General features: G+C 40.9%; 25 protein-coding genes, 1 pseudogene and 1 riboswitch. Of the genes and pseudogenes, 22 read left to right on the forward strand and 4 right to left on the reverse strand.

All coding sequences use genetic code 11. The features are described 5' to 3' along the window. Positions 1-236 precede the first annotated feature (236 nt). A complete protein-coding gene (locus tag NSS76_RS06675) occupies positions 237-2,339 on the reverse strand; it encodes an ATP-dependent Clp protease ATP-binding subunit (RefSeq protein WP_024426836.1) in 2,103 nt (700 codons plus the stop codon). Between the two features lie 244 nt (positions 2,340-2,583). Here NSS76_RS06675 and NSS76_RS06680 point away from each other — a divergent pair, with 244 nt between their 5' ends. The 5 genes from NSS76_RS06680 to queF all read left to right on the forward strand — a co-directional run bounded on the left by NSS76_RS06680 (position 2,584) and on the right by queF (position 6,236). Then, on the forward strand, positions 2,584-3,627 hold the full coding sequence (locus NSS76_RS06680; protein WP_024424682.1) for a YkvI family membrane protein: 1,044 nt from the start codon (positions 2,584-2,586) through the stop codon (positions 3,625-3,627). A gap of 71 nt (positions 3,628-3,698) precedes the next feature. Beyond that, positions 3,699-3,743: riboswitch (PreQ1 riboswitch) on the forward strand. A gap of 158 nt (positions 3,744-3,901) precedes the next feature. Then, entirely contained in the window at positions 3,902-4,558 is a 657-nt protein-coding gene (gene queC / locus NSS76_RS06685) for a 7-cyano-7-deazaguanine synthase QueC (protein WP_024424683.1), read from the forward strand. Further along, positions 4,559-4,999: a 6-carboxytetrahydropterin synthase QueD gene (gene queD, locus NSS76_RS06690; RefSeq protein ID WP_151863005.1), complete on the forward strand. Its 441-nt coding sequence runs from the start codon at positions 4,559-4,561 to the stop codon at positions 4,997-4,999. After that, positions 4,992-5,723, forward strand: a complete 732-nt coding sequence (gene queE / locus NSS76_RS06695; RefSeq protein WP_034623358.1) for a 7-carboxy-7-deazaguanine synthase QueE — start codon at positions 4,992-4,994, stop codon at positions 5,721-5,723. The genes queD and queE overlap by 8 nt, the downstream gene beginning before the upstream one ends. A 15-nt stretch (positions 5,724-5,738) precedes the next feature. Beyond that, positions 5,739-6,236, forward strand: a complete 498-nt coding sequence (queF, locus tag NSS76_RS06700) for a preQ(1) synthase (RefSeq protein ID WP_024426839.1) — start codon at positions 5,739-5,741, stop codon at positions 6,234-6,236. Between the two features lie 443 nt (positions 6,237-6,679). Here the strand turns inward: queF and NSS76_RS06705 are convergent, their stop codons facing one another. Then, positions 6,680-7,042 carry a winged helix-turn-helix transcriptional regulator gene (locus NSS76_RS06705; RefSeq protein WP_034623357.1) on the reverse strand — a complete coding sequence of 121 codons (363 nt, stop codon included), beginning with the start codon at positions 7,040-7,042 and terminating at the stop codon, positions 6,680-6,682. A 168-nt stretch (positions 7,043-7,210) separates the two neighbouring features. On the opposite strand from NSS76_RS06705, the gene NSS76_RS06710 reads away from it, so the two are divergent. Together NSS76_RS06710 and NSS76_RS06715 are read left to right on the forward strand one after the other, a co-directional pair. Continuing rightward, positions 7,211-7,957 carry an SDR family NAD(P)-dependent oxidoreductase gene (locus NSS76_RS06710; protein ID WP_122631256.1) on the forward strand — a complete coding sequence of 249 codons (747 nt, stop codon included), beginning with the start codon at positions 7,211-7,213 and terminating at the stop codon, positions 7,955-7,957. Between the two features lie 381 nt (positions 7,958-8,338). Next, positions 8,339-8,557: a hypothetical protein gene (locus NSS76_RS06715; RefSeq protein WP_024424687.1), complete on the forward strand. Its 219-nt coding sequence runs from the start codon at positions 8,339-8,341 to the stop codon at positions 8,555-8,557. 122 nt (positions 8,558-8,679) lie between these two features. Here the strand turns inward: NSS76_RS06715 and NSS76_RS06720 are convergent, their stop codons facing one another. Beyond that, positions 8,680-8,868 carry a YkvS family protein gene (locus NSS76_RS06720; RefSeq protein ID WP_003211747.1) on the reverse strand — a complete coding sequence of 63 codons (189 nt, stop codon included), beginning with the start codon at positions 8,866-8,868 and terminating at the stop codon, positions 8,680-8,682. A 167-nt stretch (positions 8,869-9,035) separates the two neighbouring features. Between NSS76_RS06720 and NSS76_RS06725 the strand changes: the two genes are divergently transcribed. The 6 genes from NSS76_RS06725 to NSS76_RS06750 all read left to right on the forward strand — a co-directional run bounded on the left by NSS76_RS06725 (position 9,036) and on the right by NSS76_RS06750 (position 15,568). After that, positions 9,036-9,230: a hypothetical protein gene (locus NSS76_RS06725; RefSeq protein WP_024424688.1), complete on the forward strand. Its 195-nt coding sequence runs from the start codon at positions 9,036-9,038 to the stop codon at positions 9,228-9,230. 307 nt (positions 9,231-9,537) lie between these two features. Further along, on the forward strand, positions 9,538-10,188 hold the full coding sequence (locus NSS76_RS06730; RefSeq protein ID WP_024424689.1) for a cell wall hydrolase: 651 nt from the start codon (positions 9,538-9,540) through the stop codon (positions 10,186-10,188). A 112-nt stretch (positions 10,189-10,300) separates the two neighbouring features. Next, positions 10,301-11,617 (forward strand): polysaccharide biosynthesis protein, encoded by a 1,317-nt coding sequence (locus NSS76_RS06735; protein WP_024424690.1) that lies wholly within the window; start codon positions 10,301-10,303, stop codon positions 11,615-11,617. 54 nt (positions 11,618-11,671) lie between these two features. Further along, entirely contained in the window at positions 11,672-12,160 is a 489-nt protein-coding gene (stoA, locus tag NSS76_RS06740; RefSeq protein ID WP_122631257.1) for an endospore biogenesis thiol-disulfide oxidoreductase StoA, read from the forward strand. 289 nt (positions 12,161-12,449) lie between these two features. Beyond that, positions 12,450-14,369, forward strand: a complete 1,920-nt coding sequence (locus tag NSS76_RS06745) for a heavy metal translocating P-type ATPase (RefSeq protein ID WP_341081407.1) — start codon at positions 12,450-12,452, stop codon at positions 14,367-14,369. 104 nt (positions 14,370-14,473) lie between these two features. Next, positions 14,474-15,568, forward strand: a complete 1,095-nt coding sequence (locus NSS76_RS06750; RefSeq protein WP_122631259.1) for a M24 family metallopeptidase — start codon at positions 14,474-14,476, stop codon at positions 15,566-15,568. A 54-nt stretch (positions 15,569-15,622) separates the two neighbouring features. Here the strand turns inward: NSS76_RS06750 and NSS76_RS06755 are convergent, their stop codons facing one another. Continuing rightward, positions 15,623-15,766: a hypothetical protein gene (locus NSS76_RS06755; RefSeq protein ID WP_162842493.1), complete on the reverse strand. Its 144-nt coding sequence runs from the start codon at positions 15,764-15,766 to the stop codon at positions 15,623-15,625. Between the two features lie 93 nt (positions 15,767-15,859). Here NSS76_RS06755 and NSS76_RS06760 point away from each other — a divergent pair, with 93 nt between their 5' ends. The 9 genes and pseudogenes from NSS76_RS06760 (at position 15,860) to NSS76_RS19635 (ending at position 25,668) form a co-directional block, all read left to right on the forward strand. Further along, positions 15,860-16,849, forward strand: a complete 990-nt coding sequence (locus tag NSS76_RS06760) for a LacI family DNA-binding transcriptional regulator (protein WP_341081411.1) — start codon at positions 15,860-15,862, stop codon at positions 16,847-16,849. Positions 16,850-16,904: 55 nt separating this feature from the next. Beyond that, positions 16,905-17,759, forward strand: coding sequence for a glucose PTS transporter transcription antiterminator GlcT (gene glcT / locus NSS76_RS06765; RefSeq protein WP_024424695.1), 855 nt, complete (start codon positions 16,905-16,907; stop codon positions 17,757-17,759). 202 nt (positions 17,760-17,961) lie between these two features. Then, positions 17,962-20,061: a glucose-specific PTS transporter subunit IIBC gene (ptsG, locus tag NSS76_RS06770; protein WP_044331925.1), complete on the forward strand. Its 2,100-nt coding sequence runs from the start codon at positions 17,962-17,964 to the stop codon at positions 20,059-20,061. Between the two features lie 93 nt (positions 20,062-20,154). Further along, positions 20,155-20,421, forward strand: a complete 267-nt coding sequence (locus tag NSS76_RS06775) for a phosphocarrier protein HPr (protein ID WP_003211078.1) — start codon at positions 20,155-20,157, stop codon at positions 20,419-20,421. Beyond that, a complete protein-coding gene (gene ptsP / locus NSS76_RS06780) occupies positions 20,421-22,139 on the forward strand; it encodes a phosphoenolpyruvate--protein phosphotransferase (protein ID WP_024426847.1) in 1,719 nt (572 codons plus the stop codon). The genes NSS76_RS06775 and ptsP overlap by 1 nt, the downstream gene beginning before the upstream one ends. A 100-nt stretch (positions 22,140-22,239) precedes the next feature. Further along, positions 22,240-22,482, forward strand: a complete 243-nt coding sequence (locus tag NSS76_RS06785) for a transcriptional regulator SplA domain-containing protein (RefSeq protein WP_044331928.1) — start codon at positions 22,240-22,242, stop codon at positions 22,480-22,482. Positions 22,483-22,564: 82 nt separating this feature from the next. Further along, entirely contained in the window at positions 22,565-23,593 is a 1,029-nt protein-coding gene (splB, locus tag NSS76_RS06790; protein ID WP_024424698.1) for a spore photoproduct lyase, read from the forward strand. A gap of 113 nt (positions 23,594-23,706) precedes the next feature. Next, a pseudogene (locus tag NSS76_RS19630) lies at positions 23,707-24,729 on the forward strand (cache domain-containing protein); the annotation flags it as partial. Further along, positions 24,721-25,668, forward strand: a complete 948-nt coding sequence (locus NSS76_RS19635; RefSeq protein ID WP_412152444.1) for a methyl-accepting chemotaxis protein — start codon at positions 24,721-24,723, stop codon at positions 25,666-25,668. The pseudogene NSS76_RS19630 and the gene NSS76_RS19635, both read left to right, overlap by 9 nt. Positions 25,669-25,683 lie beyond the last annotated feature (15 nt).

The following is a 25,683-nucleotide window of genomic DNA, read 5'->3' on the forward strand; positions in this document are numbered from 1 at the left end:
CTCCCTCTCATATAAAGGGAGTCTCCATTTAATCGTTTTGAGCTGGTTCATCTAAATGAAGCAGTTCTTTTAATTTTTCTTCATATATGATTTTGACAAGATCGTAGCTCCAATTCATCATGTGTTCCACCTCTTTTTCTTTTATCGTAAAGGAAAAGAGGCGGGGGAGCGTCGGCGTTCAGATGGAACTTAGACGCCGCAACATGATGGAGGTGCATATCATCCTGAAGATGTAGTTATCCTTTTTTTACGACGATTTCGTCATGTTCAACATCCACAGTAAATCCAGAAAGCTGCTCCTCTTCAAGCAGGATCTCCGTCATTTGGTCTTCAACGTGCTCTTGGATGGTTCTTCGAAGTGGACGAGCACCAAATGCAGGATGATATCCAAGCTCTGCGATCTTTTCTTTTGCTTCATTTGTGACATGAACTGTTAAATTCTGCTCTTTTAATTGCTCTGACAGCTCATTGAGCAGAAGATCAACAATCTTCACTAAGTCCTCTCTGTCTAGTGAATCAAATTGAATGATGCTGTCAAAACGGTTCAAAAATTCTGGTTTGAAGTAGCTGCTCAGTGAATCAATGAGTGATTGTTCCTCAAACGCTTCTTCCTGATCAGATTGGAAGCCCACTTTGACTGTTTTATCTGCGGTGCCTGCGTTACTTGTCATGATGATGACTGTATCTTTAAAGCTGACCGTTCTGCCTTGGCTGTCTGTTAAGCGGCCGTCTTCCATGATTTGCAGGAACATGTGCTGTACATCTGGGTGTGCTTTTTCGATTTCATCCAGCAAAATGATGCTGTATGGTTTTCTGCGCACTTTTTCAGTCAGCTGGCCAGCTTCATCATGTCCAACGTAACCAGGAGGAGAACCGATGAGTTTGGACACAGAGTGTTTTTCCATGTACTCACTCATATCTAAACGAATGATCGCATCTCTTGAACCGAATAATTCTTCAGCTAACGTTTTAGACAATTCGGTTTTCCCGACACCTGTTGGTCCAACGAAAAGGAAGGAGCCTGTTGGTCTATGTTTCGATTTTAATCCAGCTCTGCTTCTTTTCACGGCTTTGGCCACTTTATCAACCGCATGCTCCTGCCCAATCACTCGTGCTTTTAGACGGACGTCAATTTCTTTCATTTTAGTTTGTTCGTCTGCTTGGAGTTTCCCGACAGGAATGCCTGTTTTTTGTTCCACAATGGCCTGAATGTCCTCTGCTGTAACGATATGCTCTTTTTCAGTTGTTTTGTTTTGAAGTCTTGCTTCAATGGCTTCTTCTTCATCGCGAAGCTTCGCTGCTTTTTCATATTGTTCTTCTTTTAGCGCAGCTTGTTTTTCTGCGGCAATTTCCGCTAATCGATTTGTCAGCTCATCTTCACTTGCTGCATCAATGGAGAGGTTCGCTTTTGAACCAGCTTCATCCATTAAATCAATGGCTTTATCCGGTAAATGGCGGTCTTGAATATACCGCGAAGATAATTGAACACACGCTTTGATTGCTTCATCTGAATAGGTGACACCATGATAGGCCTCATATTTATCTTGAATGCCTTTTAAGATGTCGATCGCTTCATCTTGTGTTGGCTCATCTACGATGACGGGCTGGAAGCGCCGTTCGAGTGCAGCATCTTTTTCAATTTGGCGATATTCTTTTAATGTCGTCGCACCTACTAGCTGCAGTTCGCCTCTTGCAAGGGCTGGTTTTAAAATGTTTCCAGCATCCATTGATCCTTCTGCAGATCCTGCGCCCACAAGAAGGTGGATTTCATCTACAAATAAGATGATATTTTTACGGCTTTGCAGTTCTTTGATTAACTGCTTCATTCTTTCCTCAAATTGACCGCGTACACCTGTGTTTGCGACAAGTGAGGAGACATCTAATAAATAGATTTGTTTGTTCTTTAATTTATTTGGCACATCGCCGCTCGCAATTTTGAGCGCGAGTCCTTCTGCGATCGCTGTTTTCCCAACACCTGGTTCACCAATAAGAACAGGGTTATTTTTATTTCTTCTATTTAAAATCTCAATGACTCTTGCGACTTCTTCATCACGGCCAATGACTGGATCAATTAAACCAGCATTTGCTCCATCTGTTAAGTTACGGCCAAGCTCATCGAGTAAGCCTTTTTGCTTTGGCTGCTCCATGTTTGGGGCATGACCTGCTGCCTGAGAGAAGAATGAACTTCCTCCAAAGAGCTGAGGTCCCATTTTCATTTTTGACTGCTCCATCAAAGAGGTATAGCAGTCTTCACATAAAACCATTTGGCTCCGGGACGAATTTACTTGCATATTCAGGCGAATAGTTGCTTCATTTACTTGACAATGTTGACAACGCATTTGCCATGACCTCCTTAAAATAAAGTTTGACTTTATTTGACCAATGAATGTTAAAGAAAATGGTCTATTGTTTGACCATCTTTGACTATAGTATACTCTGACCTATTTTGACTTTCAACTGTTTTGCTCAAAGGGGAATAAAAATCCTTTTTTGCATTTAATCATGGTTTGTCCTTCTTTTCAAGGAACTTGTCTCATAGGATAAAAAAGGAACAATCGAAAGTGATGGGTGCGGAGGGGTCACATGAAACGTTCAAATGAATCCGCTTTTCAGCTTGCCTTTGTATATGTAGGAACAGTGGTTGGAGCTGGGTTTGCGACAGGAAAAGAAATCGTAGAATTTTTTGTTCGTTTTGGCTGGATTGGACTATTAGGAATCCTGATTAGCGGTGTTATTTTTACTGGTCTTGGGGCAAAAATGATGCTGATTTCGAAACGAATCGAAGCAGAATCTTATCAAGATATGAACCGTTTTTTATTTGGCGCAGCTGCGAGTCGTTATATTAATATTGTCATGTTTTTTATTTTACTTGGTGTCACCTCAGTGATGATTTCAGGCGCAGGGGCTATTTTTGAAGAACAACTTGGTATATCGAAGGAATATGGGATCTTTTTGACGATCATTCTGAGCGTCATTGTACTCTTTAAAGGTTCAAAAGGGCTATTTGGCGTCAACGTGCTTGTCGTTCCAATGCTGATTTTCTTTTCAATGATCGTGTTTCTTGATTCATTTGTGTTTAGCAGCAGTGAAAGTTATGTTCTTGCGCTGCAAATGGGTGAGGGCGAGTGGATATTATCAGCAGTGTCATATGGTGCCTTTAATTTAGCACTGTCACAGGCAGTGTTAGTACCCGTCGCAAATGAAATGACCTCTGAAGCAGTCATTAAAAAGGGAGCGGTGCTTGGGGGTGTCATGCTGACACTCATTTTGCTTGCTTGCTTCTTATCTCTTTCTTCATTAGATATGCTGGAGGCGTTTGATATTCCAATGGCCCAGGTGGTGTATCAAGTTGCAAACTCGATTCATCTCATTTATTTATTTGTCATCTTCGGTGAAGTTTTTACATCCGTCATAGGCAATTTATACGGGCTGGAGAGACAAGTGAGGGCATATATCCGAATGAACAGCATCTTTACGATATCCCTTATCCTCATATGCTGCTATGTGATTAGTAAAATTGGTTACGGTACACTGATTTCAACGGTTTATCCGGTTTTTGGCTATGTCAGCATCTTTTTTATCCTCTTTCTTTGTCTAAAAAAAGTGCCTGTACCGCTAGATAAGTAAAGAAAGGATAGCCTGTATGAAAAATATGTGGTACACTATCCTCTGTGAAAATTGAACAAAAATCCGTGAAGACGGGAGAGGTTCTAGCAAAACCCTCTATAAAAAACTAAGGACTTGCCGTATCCTTGGATGTGGCATTTTTTATTTTTTATGGCTGGGACACCTCATACACATGTAAAGGTGTCTTTTCTTTTGAGAAAAATAGGGGTTTTCAGGAGCCTTTCAGATGCAGTGCTGTACGGTTGTACCATCTGCAAAAGGAGGAGAACAGAAAATGAAAAATGAAAAAGCAGTCGTTGTCTTTAGCGGGGGACAGGACAGTACGACCTGTTTATTATGGGCACTTCAACAATTTGAAGAGGTAGAAACAGTGACCTTTCATTATAATCAGCGTCATCAAGAAGAAATTGATGTCGCCAAAAGAATCGCTGACAAATTAGGTGTGAAGAATCATCTATTAGATATGTCACTTTTAAATCAACTGGCACCTAATGCTTTAACAAGAGATGACATTGACATTGAGGAAAAAGAAGGAGAGCTTCCTTCCACATTTGTACCAGGAAGAAACTTAGTGTTCTTATCCTTCGCCTCTATATTAGCGTATCAAATTGGAGCAAGACATATTATCACAGGTGTTTGTGAGACAGACTTTAGCGGCTATCCAGATTGCCGTGACGAGTTTGTGAAATCTTGCAACGTCACAGTGAATTTAGCAATGGAAAAACCATTTGTGATTCATACACCACTGATGTGGCTGAATAAAGCAGAAACATGGAAGCTGGCAGACGAGCTTAATGCGCTGGATTTTGTGAAAAATGAAACGCTCACTTGCTATAACGGCATCATCTCTGATGGCTGCGGGGAATGTCCTGCGTGTAAGCTGCGGAAAAATGGCTATGACACTTATATGGAAATGAAGGAGGCAAAATAAATGCTTTCTCAAATCTATCCACAAACCGATCATCCATTTTCATTTGAATTAAATAAAGACATGCATGTATCTGCTGCCCATTTCATCCCGCGGGAAGATGCGGGCGCATGTAGCCGTGTTCATGGTCATACGTACACCATCAATATCACGATTGCGGGAGACGAGCTAGATGAATCGGGTTTCCTTGTCAATTTCAGTACATTGAAGAAGCTCATTCATGGGCAGTACGATCACACGCTGCTCAATGATCATAAGGAATTCTCATCAAACGATCGATACGCGATGCCAACCACTGAGGTGGTGGCAAAGACCGTACATGACAAAGTCGCAGCGTATTTATCAACTTTAGCGAACAAGCCGACATGTGTTCAGGTCTTTGTCAGAGAGACACCAACAAGCTATTGCATTTACCGTCCGAAACGAGTTGAGATCAATGGCTAAAGCGATTCCAGTATTAGAAATCTTTGGTCCAACCATTCAAGGAGAGGGAATGGTCATTGGACAAAAAACCATGTTTGTCAGAACGGCTGGCTGTGACTACTCGTGCAGCTGGTGTGATTCCTCTTTTACATGGGATGGCTCAGCGAAGCATGACATTCAGTGGCTTGAGGCAGAAGACATTGTCAAAGAATTAAAAAGAATAGGCGGACAGGCTTTTTCTCATGTCACCATTTCAGGGGGAAACCCGGCGCTTTTAAAACAAATGGAATCCCTCATTGATTTGCTGCATGAAGAAGGAATTGATACAGCGCTTGAAACACAAGGGACGATGTATCAGGAATGGTTTTTGAAAATTGATGATTTAACCATTTCTCCTAAGCCGCCAAGCTCGAATATGAAAACAGATTTTACGAAACTAACACGTATTATAGATGAGCTGAAAAGCGGGAATAGATTGCAGCATGCTAGCTTGAAAGTCGTGATTTTTGACGATCGTGATCTGGCGTATGCGAAGGATGTTCATGCGAAATATCCTGAGCTTCCTTTTTATTTGCAGGTAGGAAATGATGACACAACGACAGGTGATGATGCGTACTTATTAACGCATTTATTAAAGAAATATGAAGCGCTTGTGAATCAAGTCGCGCAAGATCCAGACTTAAACCGCGTAAGAGTGCTGCCGCAGCTGCACACGTTATTGTGGGGAAATAAACGAGGCGTATAGAAAGGAAGAGATGACATGACGACAAGAAAACCAGAAGAATTAGAAGGTGTCACGCTACTAGGAAACCAAGGAACCAATTATTTGTTTGATTATGCACCACAAGTGCTTGAAACGTTTCCAAATAAACATACAAATAGAGATTACTTTGTGAAATTCAACTGCCCAGAATTTACATCACTTTGTCCGCAAACAGGTCAGCCAGATTTTGCGACAGTTTATATCAGCTATATCCCAAATGAAATCATGGTCGAAAGTAAATCGTTAAAATTATATTTGTTCAGCTTCCGTAACCATGGTGACTTCCATGAGGACTGTATGAACATTATTATGAACGACCTGATTGAATTGATGGACCCAAGGTATATTGAAGTTTGGGGCAAATTTACGCCAAGAGGCGGTATTTCCATTGACCCGTATACGAACTACGGGAAACCTGGGACGAAATATGAGGAAATGGCAGAATACCGTATGATGAACCATGATATGTATCCGGAGACGATTGATAATCGGTAATTATTCCGCTGTGTGAGACGGAGTATGAAACGAAATGGTGTCACATTAAAGTGGAAAAAGTCACACCTGAAAATACTCATGAGAATTGTATGAAAAAGTGTGACCTAAGGTGCAACCTAACTGTGACTTTTATGCAGTGAAAAATTGATAGTACAGAAGCAGATGAAGGCGTACAATTTGTACGTCTTTTCTTTTTTATCCGAAAGAAAAAATGCCTATTATGAGATCATAGGCATTATTGTTTGGTTAAGTTTCTGAACCTTCTCTTTAACATTGGAAACAGCTCATTTTTGAATTTCATCAAAGCTCTCCTGAATATAGTCCATGACACTTCTGATTAGAACTTCACTTTCAAAGTTGACTATCTCATTTATTTCATGACTGTTCCTCATCTGTTAGGTGAGGCTATTGAAGTTGTTTAGCATTTACTTCAGCAGCTACATCTATCCTAACTTTAGTTGTTCTGGTTGTACAATTTCATATTCACCTTCTGCATACTCTTGCTCCGCATATTGGCTCCCCCATTGACAGAGCTCCTGCAAGATAGGTTTAAGAGATTTTCCAAGTTCAGTGGATGAATATTCAACCTTCGGCGGTACTTGATTATACATCTTTCTGGTCACAAGTCCACTGGCTTCAAGCTCTCTAAGAGTTTGAATCAGCATTTTCTGAGTTATATTTGGGATAATGCGCTTTAATTCACTCGTTCTCTTTGGTCCATTCATTAAAAAGTATAATACAAGTCCTTTCCATTTTCCGCCAATCACTTCCTTTGTCACTTCAAACCCACAGCTAAATTTTTTCATGTCTAAAGCTCTCCATTCCACATTTGTTACTTTTTAGTTACTATATCACAAAAAAGTGGGTACTTCCGATAATGTGCTTACTGAAGGATACTATTACTTGTAAGTTGTTCTTCAAGTACTTAAAGGTACTAGACATAAAATAATATGAATTCTAAAGGAGTGTTAAGTATGAGGAAATTTGAAGGTAAAGTAGCGCTTGTAACGGGTGGAACAAGTGGGATTGGTCTTGCTACAGCACAAAAATTTGTAAACGAAGGTGCATATGTTTATATCACGGGACGTAGACAAAACGAACTTGATAAAGCTGTTAACCAAATTGGCAAGAACGTAACCGGTGTTCAAGGTGATATTTCTAAGCTTGAAGACTTAGACAAACTATATGACATGATAAAGCAGGAAAAAGGTAAGTTGGACATCCTTTTTGCTAATGCAGGCATCGGCAACTTCCTTCCATTAGGTGAAATTACTGAAGAGCAGGTTGATAGAACGTTCGACATTAACGTGAAAGGAACCATTTTTACTGTTCAAAAAGCGCTATCACTATTCCCGGACAAAGTAGGTTCTATTATTGTAACGGGCTCTACTGCTGGATCAATTGGCAACCCAGCATTTAGTGTATATGGAGCATCTAAAGCAGCATTAAGAGCACTAGTTCGCAACTGGATTCTTGACCTAAAAGGTACTGAAATTCGTGTAAATGTGGTAAGTCCAGGAGTGATTCTTACACCTGCATACGATGAGCTTTTTGGTGATGCACTTGAAGGAGCGATGGAAAATGCCAGAAATACTGTTCCAGTTGGAAAAGTTGGGACACCTGAAGAAGTAGCAAACGCTGTATCTTTCCTTGCATCAGACGAAAGCAGTTACTTGACGGGTGTTGAATTGTTCGTAGATGGCGGGCTAGCACAGGTATAATGTCACTGCGAAGGGATTGCAAATCGTCCTTAATGGGGATTTCCTTGAGTCGTATAAAAAAGTCGTTTTCCATATGTCCTGAGTAACCATAAATGCTGCAAACTAAGTTTGATGATGGATATGTAAAATGAGAAAAAAGGAAAAGACATGCCGGATGCATGTCTTTTTTTGCGAATCAACCATAAAAAAAAGAGAAGAGTCATGTCACTCTTCTCATACGAATGGGAATAGAACTTGCTAGGACGGCTGGGGGCTACCAGCTCGTAAACATATTATACATGACAGAACGTATGTTTGTAAAGAGGGATCATGCTTTTTTTGCTTATCTCATTTGATGTAAGATAAAATAGAGGCAATGAATGAGAAACGGAGGCGTTTGAGTTGGCAAACAAAGAAGAGCGGGCAGAGCAGCTGCTAATGGAACTAAAGGAAGAGCTTCAAATGCTTGAACATCAAAACAAAGAACGGTATAAATGGAGTGCCTCCACATTGCTTGGAGTGATTGCCCTCTTGATTGATAAAGGAGTGATTACACCCGAGGAAGTCGAGATGTACAAGACGAAGGCGGAAATGCAAACCTTTCATACGCAAAAAGACTGACCCTCTTTAAGTGGTATCAGTCTTTTTCATATGTGATTGTTCAAATAGAGCAAAGTTGTCAAACGAGCCAAATTTGCTTTATATATACGTATGTACCGATCGTCTGAATTGAGGATTGCAAATTAATGTACGGAGTCTTTGATGATTTTATAGTTTTTATGATTAACGACTGTTAGTGAATCCAGTTCTAAATCTCTATAGTTGTCCATAATGGTGACATCCACAATGACAGAGTTTTCATTCACTTTTTCAACTACACCTGTTAAACCATTTCTAAATTCGATCACATTTCCAATTTTTGCAATCTTCAACCGATCCCTCTCCTTTAAAAACAGATTTCATTCCCTATTAAAAAGTATTTTGCAATATTTTCATACCAATGTAAAGGATAAAGACGTTTTTGTTTTGTTTTCGTTGTATGCTCTTCTAACGAATGGTATATTTAATAATTGATCATGGCTGAAAAGGAGCGGTTTTTTTGACTGAAGAACAAATCCTCACCATCCTCGAATCTTTACGGAATGGGACAGAAAAACAGGTGACCATCCAAAAAGATGACTTTTTAACGTTTCGTTCTGTTTTGGTGAATCAAGATGATTTTAAACATTTTCGCGGGATTGCCAAACATGGTGGAGATGTTATTTTTGAATATCTTACAGAAGCAAGAAGCTAAAGCTTTTTCTCATTGATGAGAGAAAGCTTTTTTATTTTCGTTCTTTTGTCACACTTCAAACCACTCTGATACATATGAAAAGAAAATGTAATAACCCATAATCAGGAGCATAAGGATGATGATAGGTGAAAAAGGGACATTTTTAAGCGCTAACAATTCCATTTTATGTGCGCTCAACTAGGACATGCCATTTAATGACGGAATTTGGACAGGCATGTAAATCTTTGTGCGTGAAAATAGAATGAGCTCTTGTTAGAGTGGACAAGTATCTTACAGCCTACTTTTGATTAAAGGAGGAAAAAGGCGAATGATTAAAATTCATACAGCTCTTTTTGTCATCCTTATGCTCGTTGCAGCAATGAAGATGGACAATATACAAGAGCAGCAAGGCACATTAAGTCACGAACTTTCACAAGCACCTGTTAAACATCAGCTTTCATATATAGATCAAGACCACGATCAAGTCATCCCGGCATTTTCTGAAGAAAAGCGTCAGCCAAAAGTGAAATTGCTAAGTACGTCAACAGAAGAAAAGTCTTCAAAACCGAAGCAAAAGAAAAAAGTAAAATCTGAAACGACGAATAAGGCAAGCGGCAAACAGTATTCTAATGAAGAAATGGATTTGCTTTCTCGATTGGTACATGCTGAAGCGAAAGGTGAATCTTACGAAGGGAAAAAAGCGGTGGCAAGCGTTGTTTTAAACAGGGTGGAGCATCGTTCTTTTCCTGACAGCGTTAAAGGTGTGATTTATCAGCGAAATGCCTTCCAGCCAGTATCAAATGGAAGCATTCATGATAAAGCAGATCAAGATTCCATTAAAGCGGTGAAGCAGGTAGTAAAAGAGCATGACAGAACAACAAAGGCTATCTATTTTTATAATCCAAAAACGGCAACAGATCATTGGATTCGTTCCCGCAAAATTGTAGAACGCATCGGACGTCACGTGTTTGCCGTATAAAGAAAAAGAGCGATCAATGAGATTGCTCTTTTTTGTCTTCAATTATTAAAATATTTTTTGGACTTGTCTCATAGAATGTGAAAAGAATTTGCTTTAGACAAGGGGAGGCTACATGAATCGATTTGTAAAAGGGGTCATTCTGCTATCTGTCGCAGCTTTTATTGCGGAGTGTATAGAGTTTTTAGTCAATATGATTTTAGCGAGAGAGCTTGGAGAACATGGAATGGGTTTATATATGAGTATCCTTCCAATCATCATGCTTGTCCTTGTGATCGCCAGTTTAGAGCTGCCAGTCTCCATTTCTAAATTCATTGCAGAATCACATGAACGTCTCCACAAAAGCATGCTCCGTCATGCCTTTAAAATGACACTTGTGGTGACAAGTACAACAACAGCTATAGCAGCCATTGTACTGCCTTTCATTCCAGTGTTTCAGTCGTATCATCCGCTTATGAAAGGCTTGGTGCTGTCACTTATCCCGATTATTGCGTTTACCTCCATTGCCCGCGGCTATTTTATGGGAAAGCAGCAAATGGGCAGAATTGCTTTAGCCAATATGCTGAAGAAAACGATCCAGCTTATCTGCTTGTTTTTGTTTTTTCATTGGTATTCGTTTGATATTGAAACAGCAGTACTCATCGCCATTGGTGTCATTGTTGCGAGTGATCTTGTTGTCTTTATTTATTTATACTCCCAATACGTCATGGCAAAAAATGCTGTGAATGTCAGGTCTGTTGAATTAAGAGGAAGTGATGTGCGAAAGCGCCTATTAGCCGTTTCCATTCCGACAACGGGCATGCGCATCTTTCATGCGATTGCCAATGCGGTTGAACCATTTTTAATCAAAGGAGCGCTCGTGGCAGCAGGCATTTCTGGAACACTTGCTGTTGATCATTACGGCATGCTGGCTGGTGTCGCAATGTCGATCGGTTTTTTCCCGGCGTTTATCGCTCATTCCATCATGATTGTGATGATTCCGAGTGTCTCTGAAGCCTATGCTTTAGGCCAGTATGATCTTGTGAAAAAACGTGTTAGACAGGCGATTCTCATAACGTTTGGATATGGGGTGCCGGCAGTGATGGTGATGTATTATTTTGCTTACCCGCTCACGCAGCTTTTTTTTGATTCACCGCAAGCTGCTGTCTATTTACAGCTGCTTTGGCCATACTTTTTATGCCATCTGTTTGTGATGCCTTTTCAAGCATGTTTAATCGGAATGGGGCTCATCAAAGATGTGTTCCTACATAATATATGGGTGCATGTCGTCTCTTTTTCTATGGTGTATTTCCTTGGTTCAATTGAAAGCTTGAATATGATGGGGGTCATTTTAGGGATGAACACAGGCATGCTGCTGTTGACTGCGCTGCATTATGCGACGATTTGTAAGGAGCTCGGCGTTTCAATGTTCCTTACATTGAAAAAAGCTTGAATGTCATCATCATCGAGCGGGCAAGCTATAAGAAAACTGGGAAGGAAGATCATGATGAATCGTAAACATCTACCCGCCAGTCTTCTGATGATGAGCGTGCTTCTATTTCTCATGAGCGCAGCAGCAGAAGCAAAAGAGCCTGTGATGGCGCCAAGGATAGAGGCGCCGACATTAAATGGTGACATGCAGATGGTTCCCGAAAAAGGGAAAAAGACCATTTTGCATTTTTGGACAACATGGTGCCCGTCCTGCAAAATGGAGCTGCCCGAATTTGAACAGATTGTGAAAGAAAATCAGAGTGATGTTGACATATTGACCGTGAATTTACTAGGTGCTGAACAAAGTAAACATGCTGTTGCCCAATTTGTGAAAGACAGAAGGTTTACATTCCCGATCATCCTAGATGAACACGGAGAAATGATGAAGAAATATCAAATCATCACCATCCCAACGACCTTTTTGATTAACGAAAAAGGAGAAGTGGTGAAAAATCATGTAGGTCCACTGACAAAAAAACAAATCAAAGAGTGGACAAATTCGTAGAACAAATCCTTTATGTGAAAGAACCAATTCTGTTGGTTCTTTTTTGTGTTCGTTTGCTTTTCATCTGAATACACTGTGCTCAGAAGAAGACGGAACGATCTATATCAATAATGATAATTATTATCAAAAAGAAATTATAATAATTATTAATTGAAAATTGATCAGAACCTGTTATAATGAGTTACAGACCAATAAAAAGCTTGAAATAGCAGAAAATATAGATGGAAAAAGAAACGGGTAACGATTGATAATGTGAAAAAGATTATCAATTAGAGAGGAGAAAACAATCATGAATGAGAATACAGCACTTTACCAAACGACAAATCAAAAGGAATCGAAATGGTCCTTACATAAATGGGCACAGCACGGAGAATTAATTGCAGCAGGAATCTCGGGGATTCTCATTTTAATTGGATGGATTCTAAAGGATCAGAGCATGTGGAGCATTCCTCTTTTCGTCCTAGCATTTGTTATTGGAGGTTTTGCAAAGGCGAAGGAAGGAATTGAAGAAACGATTTCGTCGAAGACCTTGAATGTGGAACTTTTAATGATTTTCGCAGCAATAGGCTCAGCTCTAATCGGCTATTGGGCAGAAGGCGCTATCTTAATTTTTATTTTCTCACTGAGTGGTGCGCTTGAAACGTATACGTCAAATAAAAGCAAGAAAGATTTAACAGCATTAATGAGCATTGCACCAGATGAAGCAACTTTAATTGAAGAAGACGGTACGACCATTCAAATCGCCGCTTCATCATTAACACCAGGTGACCGGATTATGGTCAAAGCTGGGGAACGCATTGCAGCAGATGGTGTCATTTTAAACGGGAGAACAAGTGTGGATGAATCTGCCCTCACAGGCGAATCTATTCCACAGGAAAAAGGGCAGGGGGAAGACGTATTTGCAGGAACAGTGAATTTAAATGGTTCCTTAACAGTAGAAGTCACGAAACATAATGAAGAAACGTTATTCCATAAAATTATTAAACTTGTTGAATCCGCTCAAGAAAGTGTTTCGCCAAGCCAGGCATTTATCGAAAAATTCGAGGGTGCCTATGTAAAAGGTGTGCTGATCACCGTTGCGATTTTAATGGTTCTGCCTCATTTTGTCCTCGGCTGGAGTATGAGTGAAACCTTCTACCGGGCTATGGTGTTTATGGTCGTTGCTTCACCTTGTGCTCTAGTTGCATCCATCATGCCAGCAGCATTGTCATTGATCTCAAATGGCGCAAGAAATGGAATGCTTGTCAAAGGAAGTGTCTTTTTAGAAAAACTAGGCACGAGCAGCATGATTGCTTTTGATAAAACGGGGACGATTACAAGCGGGAAGCCAGCCGTAGAACAAGTCATCATGGCTAAAGGGCAGGATGAATCTGCTTTCTACCAGGCACTCTATCAAATTGAGAGTCAATCAAACCACCCATTAGCGAAAGCAATTTCTGATATGGCAAAAGAACACCAAACAGAAAGATCAGTCCATGTCACCATTGAAGAAACCTCTGGTTTTGGTGTGAAAGCACAATTAAATGGAGAAACGTGGCGGATTGGGAAGAAAGACTTTGCGGGTAAGGCGTCAATCGACCGCGAGATTGAAGAGACAGGTGATGACCTTTCCGCGCAAGGATACACAGTGGTCTACGTTCAAAAGGATGAAAAAGTTGTTGGCTGTCTTGGCCTTAAGGATCAAATCAGACCTGAAGCCAAAAAAATGATTCAAGAACTAAATGATTTAGGCATCCAAACCGTCATGCTGACAGGAGATCAGCAAAAAACGGCTGAAGCGATTGCGCAGGAAGCCGGCATCCAAACCGTAGTGGCTGAATGTCTTCCAGATGAAAAGGTACATGAGGTCAATCAATTAAAAAAACAAGGTAATTCAATCATCATGGTAGGAGACGGAATCAATGATGCACCAGCGCTTGCCACAGCAGATGTTGGGGTTGCGATGGGCGGAGGCACAGACGTTGCCTTAGAAACAGCGGATCTCATCTTAATGAAGAACAATTTAAATAACCTAACAAAGATGATCCGTCTTTCAAGAAAAATGAATCGAATCATTAAGCAAAACATTATTTTCTCATTAACGGTGATCTGTCTGTTAATTTGTGCGAATTTCTTACAAGTGCTTGATTTGCCTTTTGGTGTCATCGGGCATGAAGGAAGTACGATTTTGGTCATTTTAAATGGTCTGCGTCTGCTTCGTGCATCTTAAATCAATCATCAGGGCGCACTGGATTCATGCCAGTGCGCTTTTGTGCGAAATAAAGCAAAAACTGATACAATAGACCAGTAGTAAAACGTGTGAGGAGGATCATGATGAACCGAATGAAGAGCTTGTCTTCTTGGCTTAAGAAAGAAGACATTCAAGGTGCATTTATACATACAAAGGAAAATGTGTTTTATCTATCTGGATACTTCACAGAGCCGCATGAAAGAGTGATGGGGCTGTTTGTGTTCCAAGAGGCAGAACCATTTTTTATTTTGCCTAAAATGGAAGTCGAGCAGGCAAAAAATGCAGGATGGTCCGGCGATATCATTGGATATGAAGATCATGAGAATCCATTTGATTTCATTCAATCAGCGATAGAAAAACGAGGTATTCAAGCGGCGCGTCTTGCGATTGAAAAAGAATCGATTCCGCTTCAAAGAGCAGAAGAGCTCCAAGCTGTTACCGGGGCAGAAACGTTCGTCCGGGCTGAAGATGCGCTCAATCAGCTCAGACTGATTAAAGATGAATCTGAAATTGCTACACTCAAAAAAGCGGCTCAATTGGCAGATGAAGGTGTAAAGATTGGGGTTAACGCCTTAAAAGAAGGAATCACAGAAACAGAAGTGCTCGCTGTCATAGAATATGAACTAAAGAAAAAAGGCATTCAAGGTATGTCCTTTTCAACTATGGTTCTCTTTGGGGAAAAATCAGGCGAGCCTCATGGAAATCCGGGACAGGCAGCCTTAAAAAAAGGCGATTTTGTGTTATTTGACCTTGGCGTCATTGTCGATGGATATTGCTCAGATATCACAAGAACATTCATCTATCAGGAAGCTTCTGAAAAGCAAAAGGACATGTATCAAACCGTCTTAAATGCAGAAATGGCAGCACTTGAAATGAGTAAGCCCGGCGTGAGAATCGGTGATCTTGACTTAAAAGCCCGCGGGCTGATCACAGAAGCGGGATATGGTGAATATTTCCCTCATCGTCTCGGACATGGGCTAGGGGTTTCTGTTCATGAGTTTCCTTCTATGAGTCAGGCAAATGACGACCTTCTGCAAGAAGGTATGGTGTATACGATCGAACCAGGAATTTATGTCCCAGGAGTCGGCGGCGTAAGAATTGAAGATGATGTTCTCATTACGGCAGATGGTCCAGTCACCTTAACCAATTATCCGAAAGAGCTGACGATCATCAAGTAATGAAAAAAATCACGATGAACGTCCAGGGATTGGAAGTGTCATCGTGATTTTTTATCACTCTTCTCGATCCTTATCAACAAAAAAATCATCAATTGATTGAAACGGTTTGATTTTATGTTCTTTTCCTAAAGGATGTAATGCAAAACGAGCAGAAAACAAAACAGTCATACATAATATAATCCATATGATGAAACCCATCTTGAATTCCCCTTTCCATCCAGTGATTTGTTCAGCTCACATACATCTTAAAGTATGAAACGCTTACCATATCAAGAGAAAGTAGGAGAAAAAATGGCAAACATAAGGGAGATTGCGAAAAGAGCGGGTGTATCTGTGACAACCGTATCACGTGTGTTGAATGAGCATCCTTATGTTAAAGAAGAAAAAAGGGAACGTGTTCTACAAGCGATGAAAGAGCTCAAGTATACGAGAAACATCCAGGCGGTCCATTTAGCGAAGGGCTATTCGAATATGCTTGGCATTGTCCTTCCAAACATTGAACACTCTTATTTCAGCGCTCTCGTCACAGGTATTGCAGAAAAAGCACAGGCGCGCGGCATGCATTTTGCTTTATTTCAAACAGGATATGACCCATTAAAAGAAAAAGAAGCGTTAATGAGTTTAAAAGAGCGCCGTGTAGATGGTTTAATATTTTGTTCAAATGCGTTAAGTGATGGTCACATTTTAAAGTGGCAGGAATCAGGTCCGATTATATTTTGTCATCCTGCACCGCACGATCAATGCTCAACCGTGTCGATTGCGCATGATCAAGCATTTAAGGAAGGGCTGCATCATTTGGTGGCATGCGGCCATCAACGAATTGCGATCGTTCTCGCCAGAACAGAAGGAGCGAATAGCGAGTCGCGACTTCAGGCTTATCAAGACATGATGCAATCGCTCGGGCAGACCATTGATGAGGATTGGGTCATCGAAGGGAAGTTATCTCTGCTTGATGGGAAGCAATTATTTGCAGAATGGCAGGAAATGAAAAATCGTCCTACAGCTTTATTCATCACAAATGACGAAGTCTCTGCAGGCTTTTTATTAGAGGCGCAGCGTCATGACATAAAAGTAGGAGAATCACCAGCCATACTCAGCTTTCAAAATAACCAATTGAGTGAGGCTTTGGGGATTTCCAGCATTCATATTCCCCTCAAACAAATGGGACAGGAAGCGTTTGAATTGTTCGATCGGGCATTAAAGGGAGAGAAATCAGAAAAAAGAATGCTGCCATTTCGCCTGATTGAGCGAACAACAACCGTTTTGAAAAACAATCGTTGACGCACGTTTCATCTGTTTTGTACGATAAGAGGGATTGAATAAGAAGGAGGTGGGGATGTTCATGGAATCCTTCACCGTTGATAAAGCGTTAAATAATAATGTCATCATCGCAAGACACCCTTCTTTGGGCGAAGTGGTTCTGATTGGGAAAGGGATCGGCTTCGGTAAAAAATCGGGGGATCTTCTCGATCAAGACGTGTTTGAAAAAATGTTTGTGTTAAAAAACACGAAGGAACAAACAGAATATAAACAGCTGCTTCATCATATTGATGAGAACATGATCGAGCTTGCCAATGACGTCATTTATCATATACGAGAAAAAATGGGACAACGATTGAATGAGCATATACATGTTGCACTGACCGACCATATTGCGTTTAGTTTTAAGCGGGTGCAGCAAGGCTATGATATCACGAACCCTTTTATGCTTGAGACGCAATCGCTTTACCCGAAAGAATACGAGGTTGCAAAGGAAGTCGTTGAACTGATTAACGAGCGGCCAGATGTCGAAACGAAGCTGCCAGAAGGAGAAATTGGCTTTATAGCGCTCCATATCCATTCAGCTTTGACGAATCGGCCATTATCTGAAGTGAACCGTCATTCGCAGCTCATTACACAAATGGTCCAAGTCATTGAAGATTCATTTCATATGAAAGTAGACAGAGAAAGTATTCATTATTTACGCCTATTACGCCATATTACGTTTTCAATTGAGCGTATTAAACGGGGAGAATCATTAGAGGAGCCAGAAAAATTGCTTCATCTATTGAAAAATGAATATCCTTTATGCTACAATACTGCTTGGAAAATGATCAAAATTTTGCAGCATGCATTGAAAAAGCCTGTACAGGATGCTGAGGCCGTCTACCTGACACTTCATCTGTACAGATTGACAAATAAAATTTCATAGTTTCCTTGAAACGTGTAACTGATTCGATCAGGCATGAGTGACTTAAGGTAAATACAGGATAAGATCCTGTTATTTGCGCAACCTTATATCACCATGCCTTTTTTTGCGTTTGAAAGTGAAATGTAAACGGTTAATTATGAAATGTACGTCAGGGAGCATCCCAAATGTATGTTGTAAGCGAAAACAAAAGGAGGTTCAACCAGTGTTTAAATCACTTTTTGGTGTGTTGCAAAAAATTGGACGAGCACTCATGCTTCCAGTTGCGATCCTTCCTGCTGCTGGTATTTTACTGGCACTTGGGAATGCGATGCAAAATCCGCAGCTGATTGATGTAGCTCAATTTTTAAGCAATGATACAATTCAGCTTGTTGCAAGTGTCATGGAGAATGCGGGGAACATCGTCTTCTCGAATCTTCCGCTATTATTTGCTGTAGGGGTTGCCATCGGTCTTGCCAATGGAGACGGAGTGGCAGGGATTGCCGCTATCATCGGTTACCTTGTCATGAACGTCACGATGAGTGCCGTATTAATGGCTAACGGATCTATTCCATCCGATTCACTCAAACTGGCCCAGTTCTTCAAGGAAAGCCATCCAGCATATATTAATATGCTCGGCATACCGACCTTGTCTACCGGCGTTTTTGGCGGGATTATCGTTGGGGTATTAGCAGCTTATATGTATAATAAATTTTACAAAATTGAGCTACCGCAATATCTTGGCTTCTTTGCTGGTAAGCGTTTTGTTCCAATCGTTACTTCTATTTCAGCACTTATTTTAGGGCTATTGATGCTAGTCATTTGGCCGCCAATCCAAGGTGCACTGAACTCATTTTCAACAGGACTGCTCGCAGCGAATGAGCCGCTGGCTGCCTTTGTATTCGGTGTCATTGAACGATCATTAATTCCGTTTGGTCTGCACCACATTTTCTACTCACCATTCTGGTATGAGTTCTTTAGCTACAAGAGCTTATCAGGAGAGCTTGTCCGTGGTGACCAGCGTATTTTCATGGCGCAAATCAAAGATGGTGTTCAGCTGACAGCTGGTACATTCATGACAGGGAAATATCCGTTCATGATGTTCGGTCTTCCAGCAGCAGCACTTGCGATTTACCATGAAGCAAAACCAAAGAATAAAAAGCTAGTAGCAGGAATTATGGGATCAGCGGCCCTTACTTCTTTCCTTACAGGGATCACTGAACCGCTTGAATTCTCATTCTTGTTTGTTGCACCAGTATTATTTGCGATTCACTGTGTATTCGCTGGATTATCCTTTATGATAATGGATATTCTAAACGTGAAAATCGGGATGACCTTCTCAGGAGGGTTAATCGACTTCTTCCTATTTGGTATCCTGCCAAATAGAACTGCTTGGTGGCTCGTCATTCCAGTAGGTCTCGTACTTGCTGTCATTTACTACTTCGGATTTAGATTTGCCATTCGCAAATTTAATCTGAAAACACCTGGCCGCGAGGATGAAGCAGCAGACGGAGCAAGTGAGGCGAAGTCTGAAAAAGGGAATGACTTGCCTTATGAAATCCTTGAAGCAATGGGTGATCAAGAAAACATTAAGCACCTGGATGCTTGTATCACGCGTTTACGTGTCACTGTGAATGATCAGAAGAAAGTGGATAAAGACCGTTTGAAAAAGCTTGGCGCTTCTGGTGTTCTCGAAGTAGGGAACAACATCCAGGCCATTTTCGGCCCGCGCTCTGATAACTTAAAAACACAAATGCAGGACATCATTGCAGGCCGCACGCCTCGTCCAGCGAAAGACCCTTCTGCAAAAGAAGAAGTCAGCCAGCAGGTCGAAGAAGTTATTGCAAAGCCGCTTCAAAATGAGCAAGGGGAAGAAATTTTTGCTTCACCAATTACAGGGGAGCTTCATCCAATTACAGATGTACCAGATCAAGTATTCTCAGGGAAAATGATGGGTGACGGTTTCGCCATCTTGCCAACAGATGGAACGGTTGTTTCACCGATAAGAGGGAAGATCTTAAATGTGTTCCCGACGAAACACGCCATTGGCCTGCAGTCTGATGGTGGACTTGAAATTTTGATCCACTTCGGAATTGATACGGTCGGCCTCAAAGGAGAAGGATTTGAAGCATTTGTACAAGAGGGAGATCAAGTAGAAATCGGTCAAAAACTTTTAGAGGTTGATATTGATAAAATTAAGTCTGAAGTACCATCTTTGATGACTCCAATTGTATTTACCAACTTAAGTGAAGGACAATTTATTGACCTTCAAGCATCCGGTGAAATCAAGGCTGGACAAGAAAACATCATGAAAATTTCAAAATAATTTTCATAACTGCCGTTCTTGTTAGATGACAAGCTCGGCAGTATGATATAATATTGTGGATGTATTAATTGTATAAAAAGGAGATTGATAAAAATGGCTCAACAAACATTCAAAGTAACTGCAGATTCTGGAATTCACGCACGTCCTGCAACAGTTCTTGTACAAACTGCTAGTAAATATGATGCTGATATCAACTTAGAATATAATGGTAAAACAGTGAACCTGAAATCTATTATGGGTGTAATGTCTCTAGGAATTGCGAAAGGTGCTACAATCACAATCTCTGCTTCTGGTTCTGATGAAAACGATGCACTTGCTGCGCTTAAAGACACAATGAAAAGTGAAGGCCTAGGCGAGTAATGCAACAACTGAAAGGAATCGGTGCTTCAGCAGGCGTTGCGATTGCAAAAGCGTATCGTCTGGAAGAACCAGATTTAACAGTTCACCAAAAAGACATCAATGATCCAGAGACAGAAGTGAAGCGTTTTGAAGAAGCAATTCATGTTTCTAAACAAGAACTTGAAGCAATTAAAGAACATGCGCTAAAAGAGCTTGGCCAAGACAAAGCAGATATCTTTTCTGCCCACCTTCTTGTGTTAAGTGATCCTGAACTGCTAAACCCAGTAAAGGATAAAATCAAATCTGATAAAGTAAATGCTGAGTTTGCTTTAAAAGAAACAGCGACAATGTTTGTCACAATGTTCGAAGCAATGGACAATGAATACATGAAGGAACGTGCAGCGGATATTCGCGACGTAACGAAACGTGTGACTGGCCATTTGCTAGGCGTTGACATTCCAAACCCAAGCATGATTTCTGAAGAAGTCATCATCATTGCTGAAGATTTAACACCTTCTGATACTGCTCAGCTGAACAGACAATTTGTCAAAGGCTTTGCAACAGATATCGGCGGTCGTACTTCTCACTCAGCGATCATGGCAAGATCTATGGAGATTCCAGCAGTTGTTGGGACAAAAGAAGCAACAAAAACGGTGAAAAACGATGATCTGATCATTGTGGATGGTATTAGCGGCGACGTCATCATTCAGCCTTCTGAAGATGAAGTGAAAGCGTATCAAAAAAAGCATGAAGACTACTTAGCTCAAAAAGCGGAATGGGCGAAACTTGTTGACCAGCCAACGGTTACAAAAGACGGCGTTCACGTAGAGCTAGCTGCAAATATCGGAACACCTGAAGATGTAAAAGGTGTACTTGAAAATGGCGGCGAAGCAGTCGGATTGTACCGTACTGAATTTTTATACATGGGCAGAGACCAGCTTCCTACAGAAGAAGAGCAGTTCGATGCGTATAAAACAGTTTTAGAGAAGATGGAAGGGAAAGCAGTGGTTGTCCGCACACTAGATATTGGTGGCGATAAAGAACTTCCTTACTTGCAGCTTCCAAAAGAAATGAACCCGTTCCTTGGCTATAGAGCCATTCGCCTTTGCCTGGAAGAGCAGGAGATTTTCAGAACACAACTACGCGCCTTACTTCGTGCAAGTACATATGGAAACTTGAAAATCATGTTCCCTATGATCGCGACGTTATCAGAATTTAGAGAAGCAAAAGCCATTTTACTTGAAGAAAAAGAAGCATTGGTTGCCGCTGGTACAGACGTTTCTGATTCCATTGAAATCGGAATGATGGTAGAAATTCCATCAACAGCTGTCATCGCAGACCAATTTGCAAAAGAAGTAGATTTCTTCAGTATTGGAACGAATGATTTGATTCAATACACAATGGCTGCTGATCGAATGAACGAACGAGTGTCTTATCTTTACCAGCCTTACAACCCAGCGATTTTACGTCTTATTACGCTTGTGATCGAAGCAGCGCATAAAGAGGGTAAATGGGTCGGCATGTGCGGTGAGATGGCAGGAGATGAAATCGCAATCCCGCTTCTACTTGGATTAGGATTAGATGAATTCTCAATGAGTGCAACATCCATTCTTCCAGCTAGAACGCAGCTAAGCAAGCTTTCTAAAGAAGAAGCTGCATCATTTAAAGAGCATATTTTATCACTTAGCACAACAGAAGAAGTGGTTGATTTCGTCAAGAAGACGTTTCAACAGAACTAAGTGAATGAAAACCAGACAGGTGAGACTGTCTGGTTTTTTTGTCGAATTTTATCATATTGAGTCATATTGGGCTGTGAGAAGGGCACCCTATAATTAAAAAATGGAGGTGACCAGATTGCCTTTCTCAGACTACAAACCGGGTGATCAAGTATATGTGATTTATCGAAATCCACATGCTGCAAACGTAGCACAAATTAAAGAAGCAGAAATTGTTTCACATCCATACAACGAAGAAGAGCTTGCCCTCTTTTTACTTGAAACGTATCATCCACTAGCACCTGATGATGCTGTGTTTCCAACATATGAAGAAGCAGAAGCTCTTTATCAAGACTTGTTTGAATAAGGGAGATTTTAGAAAGGATAAAAGCCATCCTGTGCGGTTAAAGTAACGGTATGAAAACCTTAAAGGTAAGGATGTGCTTAATATGATCAAACCTTTCGTTCCCCAGCTTGTTTACATTGAACCCCGGGCGTTAGAGTACCCGTTAGGACGAGAGCTGAAGGAAAAGTTTGAGGGGATGGGAATCGAAATAAGAGAAACGACTTCACACAACCAGGTCAGAAATATTCCGGGAAAAAATGACTTGCAAAAGTATCGTAATGCGAAGTCAACGCTTGTCATTGGTGTGAGGAAGACATTGAAGTTTGACTCGTCTAAACCATCTGCAGAGTATGCGATCCCATTTGCAACAGGGTGTATGGGACATTGTCATTATTGCTATTTGCAAACAACAATGGGAAGTAAGCCGTACATTCGAACGTACGTCAATGTAGAAGAAATATTAGATCAGGCAGAGCAGTACATGAACGAGCGGGCGCCGGATATCACGAGATTTGAAGCATCATGTACTTCAGACATCGTAGGAATTGACCATTTGACACATACACTCAAACGAGCGATTGAATACTTTGGGCAGACCGACTTAGGAAAGCTTCGCTTCGTCACGAAGTTCCATCATGTCGATCATCTGTTAGATGCAAAGCATAATGGCCGGACAAGATTCCGTTTTAGTATCAATGCCGATTATGTCATTAAATATTTTGAGCCCGGCACATCACCGCTAGATCAGCGGATTGAAGCGGCTGTTAAGGTCGCAAAAGCAGGCTATCCTCTAGGCTTTATTGTTGCTCCAATCTACATCCATGAAGGCTGGCAGGAAGGATATAAAGTTCTATTTGAAAAGCTTGATGCAGCTCTTCCTGAAGATGTGAGAGACGATATCACCTTTGAGATGATTCAGCATCGCTTTACAAAACCAGCAAAGCGTGTGATTCAAAAAAACTACCCAAAATCAAAATTAGAGTTGGACGAAGAAAAAAGAAGATACAAGTGGGGAAGATACGGGATAGGAAAATATATCTATCAAAAAGATGAGGAACAAGAACTAAGAAAGACTTTAGAGTCATATATAGATCAGTACTTTCCTTCTGCAAAAATTGAATATTTTACTTAAAACAAGCCAATAAGGCTTGTTTTTTCTATTTAAATTTTCTTACAACTATTGAATGCGGTATCATTTTGCCGATATATAAATTAAGGTGTGAAAGTAGATGTAGGGGTGATGAGATGTTTAAGAAACTTCAAGTGAGAATAGCTGTTTTCATCTCAGTTATTTTAATTTTAACCGTCGTGGCTGTTCAAGTGGGTTCCAACTTAGTGTTAAGACCACTGATTGAACGAGATGCAAAAACCACCGCAGCAGCAACGGCAGAAAGCATGAAAGACATTATTACAGAAAAGCTTGATAATTACGGCAATACAATTAATAAACTCGCAACAAGTACAATGACTGAAGAATTTGCGCGAAAACAAACCAAGCAAACATTGGCTTTTGAAAACGATGAACTAAAAAACATGCAGGAACAGGATAAGCTCATTTCGTTTGCCTATATTGGAACAAGTGACGGAAAAATGTTCGGCTTTCCGGAGTTCGATCTTGGCGAAGGATATGATCCATCGAAACAAGGCTGGTTTAAACAAGCAGCAGAAAAGCCTGAACAGGTCGTTTGGACAGATCCATATGTCGATGAAGCAACGAAAAAAGTGATTGTCTCAGCCACGAAGGCGATTGTCAAAAATGGAAAAGTCATTGGGGTCGCTGGACTTGATTTGAAGCTGTCCTCTATTCAAACGTATATAAATGAACAAGAGATTCCTTATAAGGGGACCGCTTTCTTAGTTGATGGCACAGGCACCCTTTTGGCGCATCCAACAGAGCAAGGAAAAAACATATCAAAGGTCCCTTCTGTGAAAAAAGCGCTTGACAACTCAGGTGTTGATGACAGCAAAGAACTGACGGTCATATCTAAAATCAAAGAAGCCGATTGGACGGTTGGTGTCAGCTTTGAAAAAAGTAAACTTCTTTGGATCACAGAACAAATGAATCAGACAAGTATCATTATATCCGTCATTGCCATTATTCTTGCGATGATCCTCAGCTTCTTATTGGCAAGAAGCATTACAACGCCAATCAAGCGTCTAATAGGGCATGTGCGTAAGGTGTCAGAAGGCGATTTAACAAGTACGCTTGCAGTGAAATCCCAAGATGAAATTGGTTTCCTCACGAAAAGCATTAATCAAATGACCGAGGATATCAGGGAGTTAATTGAAAAAGTGAAAGGGGCTTCAGACCAAGTTGTGAAATCAGCGGATGAAGTGACCCACATTTCAAATGAGACCTTGCTGTCTAGCGAACAGATTGCAACGGCCATTCAAGAGGTGGCAACAGGAGCGACTAAGCAGGCATCAGATGCAGAAACGATTAATGAAAAATCAGAGCATTTGTATGAGAAAGTGCGCCATATGGGTGAGCTCGCTTCACAAATGCAAACCAACTCAAAATCATCTGAAGATGCAAGCTATAAAGGGCTTGACGCACTTGGTGTGCTCGTCCAAAAATCATCACAAGCGAACGAAGAATCGAAAAAGGTTGAGCAAATGCTGCTAGACCTTGAGCATAAAACGAAAAATATTGAAAATGTCGTGACCGCCATCTCTGAAATCTCGGATCAAACGAATTTACTTGCACTGAATGCAAGCATTGAAGCAGCGAGAGCAGGAGAAAGCGGACGAGGGTTTGCTGTAGTTGCAGAAGAAGTGAGAAAGCTTGCTGAACAATCTGCGCAGTCAACAAAACACATTAGTGAAACCGTCAAACTTATTCAAGATGAATCGAAGAAGGCGGCTGAAGCGATGACAACAGCAAGTAAAATGAATGAGGAACAAGGTGCCGCCATCAATGCAACAGGTGAGGCTCTCAGCAGCATCACAATGGAAATGCAGGCACTTGTCGGTTCAATCGACAGCATTCATACACAGATTAATGAAATGACAGAAGAACAGCAGAAGATGAGTGACTCCATTCAAAGTATTGCTGCCATTTCAGAAGAATCTGCTGCCTCAGCTGAGGAAGTGCATGCGTCTACAGATGAACAAGTTCAAGTGTTAGAAAGAACGAAAACCTCAACTGAAATGCTGAACGAATCAAGCCAGGCACTGCGTCAGGCGGTTGATCGATTTAAGGTGTAATGAGCGGAAAGGAAC

The organism is Bacillus sp. FSL R5-0654 (assembly GCF_038008745.1).
GTDB classification, from domain to species: Bacteria; Bacillota; Bacilli; order Bacillales; family Bacillaceae; genus Bacillus; species Bacillus safensis.

Bases quoted from the DNA above. Each gene is read 5' to 3' on its own strand.
- NSS76_RS06730 (WP_024424689.1), top strand. From the start codon at position 9,538: ATGATTAAAATTCATACAGCTCTTTTTGTCATCCTTATGCTCGTTGCA.
- queF (WP_024426839.1), top strand. From the start codon at position 5,739: ATGACGACAAGAAAACCAGAAGAATTAGAAGGTGTCACGCTACTAGGA.
- queE (WP_034623358.1), top strand. From the start codon at position 4,992: ATGGCTAAAGCGATTCCAGTATTAGAAATCTTTGGTCCAACCATTCAA.
- NSS76_RS06775 (WP_003211078.1), top strand. From the start codon at position 20,155: ATGGCTCAACAAACATTCAAAGTAACTGCAGATTCTGGAATTCACGCA.
- stoA (WP_122631257.1), top strand. From the start codon at position 11,672: ATGAATCGTAAACATCTACCCGCCAGTCTTCTGATGATGAGCGTGCTT.
- NSS76_RS06710 (WP_122631256.1), top strand. From the start codon at position 7,211: ATGAGGAAATTTGAAGGTAAAGTAGCGCTTGTAACGGGTGGAACAAGT.
- queD (WP_151863005.1), top strand. From the start codon at position 4,559: ATGCTTTCTCAAATCTATCCACAAACCGATCATCCATTTTCATTTGAA.
- NSS76_RS19635 (WP_412152444.1), top strand. From the start codon at position 24,721: ATGACCGAGGATATCAGGGAGTTAATTGAAAAAGTGAAAGGGGCTTCA.
- NSS76_RS06760 (WP_341081411.1), top strand. From the start codon at position 15,860: ATGGCAAACATAAGGGAGATTGCGAAAAGAGCGGGTGTATCTGTGACA.
- NSS76_RS06735 (WP_024424690.1), top strand. From the start codon at position 10,301: ATGAATCGATTTGTAAAAGGGGTCATTCTGCTATCTGTCGCAGCTTTT.
- NSS76_RS06755 (WP_162842493.1), bottom strand. From the start codon at position 15,766: ATGGGTTTCATCATATGGATTATATTATGTATGACTGTTTTGTTTTCT.
- NSS76_RS06680 (WP_024424682.1), top strand. From the start codon at position 2,584: ATGAAACGTTCAAATGAATCCGCTTTTCAGCTTGCCTTTGTATATGTA.
- NSS76_RS06785 (WP_044331928.1), top strand. From the start codon at position 22,240: ATGGAGGTGACCAGATTGCCTTTCTCAGACTACAAACCGGGTGATCAA.
- NSS76_RS06675 (WP_024426836.1), bottom strand. From the start codon at position 2,339: ATGCGTTGTCAACATTGTCAAGTAAATGAAGCAACTATTCGCCTGAAT.
- ptsP (WP_024426847.1), top strand. From the start codon at position 20,421: ATGCAACAACTGAAAGGAATCGGTGCTTCAGCAGGCGTTGCGATTGCA.
- queC (WP_024424683.1), top strand. From the start codon at position 3,902: ATGAAAAATGAAAAAGCAGTCGTTGTCTTTAGCGGGGGACAGGACAGT.
- NSS76_RS06750 (WP_122631259.1), top strand. From the start codon at position 14,474: ATGAACCGAATGAAGAGCTTGTCTTCTTGGCTTAAGAAAGAAGACATT.
- splB (WP_024424698.1), top strand. From the start codon at position 22,565: ATGATCAAACCTTTCGTTCCCCAGCTTGTTTACATTGAACCCCGGGCG.
- glcT (WP_024424695.1), top strand. From the start codon at position 16,905: ATGTTCATGGAATCCTTCACCGTTGATAAAGCGTTAAATAATAATGTC.
- NSS76_RS06745 (WP_341081407.1), top strand. From the start codon at position 12,450: ATGAATGAGAATACAGCACTTTACCAAACGACAAATCAAAAGGAATCG.
- NSS76_RS06705 (WP_034623357.1), bottom strand. From the start codon at position 7,042: ATGAAAAAATTTAGCTGTGGGTTTGAAGTGACAAAGGAAGTGATTGGC.